Below are 2,959 nucleotides of genomic sequence, written 5' to 3' on the forward strand. Positions count from 1 at the left end.
AACTGGGCAAGTAGAATTTTTAAATTCATTCGGGAATGCAGATTATCGCCCGCCAAACTATAACATTGGGGTAACAGGGATCTCGGGTTCTGGAAAAAGTTTACTTTTAAAAATGAAGTTAGCTCGTGAAACGTCACTTGCAGATACGCATGCAATGATTATCGATCCAGAAGGTGAATTCGTAAAAATTACAAAACGTTTAGGTGGTATTAATTTAAACATTTCACCTGAAAGTAATATCATTATTAACCCTTGTGCAATTGCTGTAACAGAGCTTCAGATTACGGATAAAGATGAAGAACTAGAAGCACTTGAACAATATGATAAGAAAGAACTCGTAGAACGTGATGGCGTAAAGTATGTGAGATTTGTACCAATTTTAGAGAAAATCAATGAAATACTAGGTTTTTTTGACATTATTATTCGGGGGCAAGATTTTGATCAACCAGGATTAAATGTATTCCAACGTACGATGCTAGAAGATGCAATCCGTGAAGTGTTTGATAAACATGGTATTACTTCACATCCTTCTTCTTTATATACAGATGAAGTGAAGAAGGTGGATGGACAATTAATTCAGTCTCAAGTAAGAAAGCCAGAGCCGGAGTTAAAAGAAATCTACGATGTCATAGTAGAACATCATGGAGACGATGTGAAGGCAGAAGAGTTAATCGCTGCGATTCGTCCGTTCTTACGTGATGGGTCAAAACCATTATTTGATGGGCAAAGTCATTTTGGTCGTGGTGTAGAAACACAGTTAAATGAATCACGTGTTGTTAACTTTAATATTAGTCATTTAGAAGAAGGATTCTTAAAACCAATCGCTTTCCACGTTATCTTGAACTATATTTGGGAGCACTGGATTAAGAGTCCAGAACACGCTATCAAACGAAAAGTACTGTATGTGGATGAGATGTGGCAGTTTATCGATTATGAACAAACGGTTAACTTCTTAGAAAAAGTAGCACGTCGTTCACGTAAAAGAAATGCCGGTATGTGTTGGGCAAGTCAGGACTTTGTTCGTATTTTAGAAAATGTAAAAGCTCGTGGTATCTTGCAATCTACTTTCTCTTATTTCTTCTTAGAACAAAATAAGATTGATAAGAAAAAGATTCAAGAGAACTTTAACTTAACTGCTGGGGAGTTAGATATTATCCTAAACAACCCTGGAAAAGGAGAAGGAATCTTCCGTGTAGGAGATAGTTCGGTTTGGATTCAAACAGATCCATCAGATAAAGAAATGATGTTTATTGAATCGAATGAAGCGGTACTTCAAGAGCTTTTAAACAATATGAAGAAAGTACAAGGGTACGCAGGATAGTAGCGTACCTTTGTAAAGGAAGGTGAAATTATGCTTGAGAAAATAATAGATTGGGTCGGAGGCCTTGTTATCCATATGGTAAAGGCCCTACTAGCGCCTATTTATGGATTTATGGATACTATTCCAGTTCTAGTCTTTGGTGGAGATAAATCTAATCTAGATTTTTTATATGAGAAGAATGCAGTTACGAATGTATTAGATACCGGTATGCCTGTCATGTTTAAACTTGTTGCTTTTTGTGTTCTCGTCAGTGTAGTAATTACAGCAGCAAAATATTCAGCAACGACTCTGAATCCAAATAATCGCACGGCATTAATTGAATATGCAAAAGACTTAATGATTATCTCGATTTGCCTCTGGCATTTAGATTTCTTTTATAATTTTATTTTTGATCTAAATTCTTGGATTATATTAGAGTTTAAAGAGGCGTTAGGGAATTTTAACCCAGATCAGCAAATACCTCTATTAAAGAATGGACTGGCAGACAATAAGACGATTACAGAACTTTCAATGAAAGACCATAAAAATGATTATATGTTTATCATATTCGGACTATTTATTGAAGCTGGATTAATGATATGGGCAAACTTTTATTATTTAATGCGTGCTGTGACACTATACGTATTAATGTTACTAGGCCCTGTAATGGTAGGAATGTGGATGTTCCCACAAAAGAAACAACAGACGTTATATTGGATTCGTGAACTTATGGGTGCAGTATTAATTCAAGCGATTCACGCAATTACCCTATGGTTAGTTATTACACTTATTGGGGGTGCGCAAAATCCTATTATAAAATTAATATTACTTGCGATGTTTATCCCAGTTGGTGAAATCGTGAAAAGCTTTATTGGACTTAGCACCAATGCATCTGCGGGTATTCATAGAGCGGGTACGATGATGGGTATGGGTGCTTTAGCAAGTGTGGCTGGATTGGTTAAAGGTGTTCGTGACGACTACCGTAGTGCAAAAGATAAAGGGAAAGAAAAGAAAGATGGAGAGAAAGATAATAAAGAAGATGCGGATAACCCGAAAGATGCATTAGGAGCGAATTTAGGGACAGATGTTGGTACAACATCTCGTGCAGCTCGTATGTTAAAAGCTGGTCAAATTGGAAGTTCAATTGGTAAAGCAGCGACAGGACTTGCAGGTATGGCAGCGGGAGCTGGTCTTGGACCGGGAGCGATGGTAGCAGGATCGCAAGTTGGAAGTGCATTAGGTAGTGCTCCTGGTGCAGTGGCTGGTAGAAGTGTTGCTGCAGTCGGCGAAGGAGCTGTAGCTTTAGGAAAACATATTGGTTCCAGTGTAAAAAAGGGTGCGGACACGTATTCAAATCTAAATGGCGAATCTTATCCGGAACTAACCGATGAAGATATCGCACAGGATTTAGCTACAAAAGACTTTGAAAATTGGAAAGCAGATAATCCGGATTCTGCAGTTGCAAGCCGTTTAAAACAAGTATTCCCTGGTGCATCTGATGCAGAGATTGCTAAAAAAGTAGCGAAAACAAACAATGATCAAATGTCTCGTTTTTCAAATCAGCGGAAACAAGATTTACAAAATATGAAGAAAGCCGCTACACCATATGGAAATGCTAGAGATTTAGTAAACGCTGCAACGAATGCATTCCAAAAGGGG

The 2,959-nt window shown here is 37.7% G+C and carries 2 protein-coding genes; both read left to right on the top strand.

Annotation, left to right across the window (positions count from 1 at the left end; translation table 11 throughout):
- Nucleotides 1–1,321: VirB4 family type IV secretion system protein (locus ACZDYH_RS30200; protein WP_474888016.1), on the top strand; the 1,321-nt coding region annotated here is incomplete at its 5' end.
- Between the two features lie 30 nt (nucleotides 1,322–1,351).
- Nucleotides 1,352–2,959: TrbL/VirB6 family protein (locus tag ACZDYH_RS30205; protein ID WP_474888017.1), on the top strand; the 1,608-nt coding region annotated here is incomplete at its 3' end.

The organism is Bacillus sp. EB V-12, assembly GCF_056158125.1.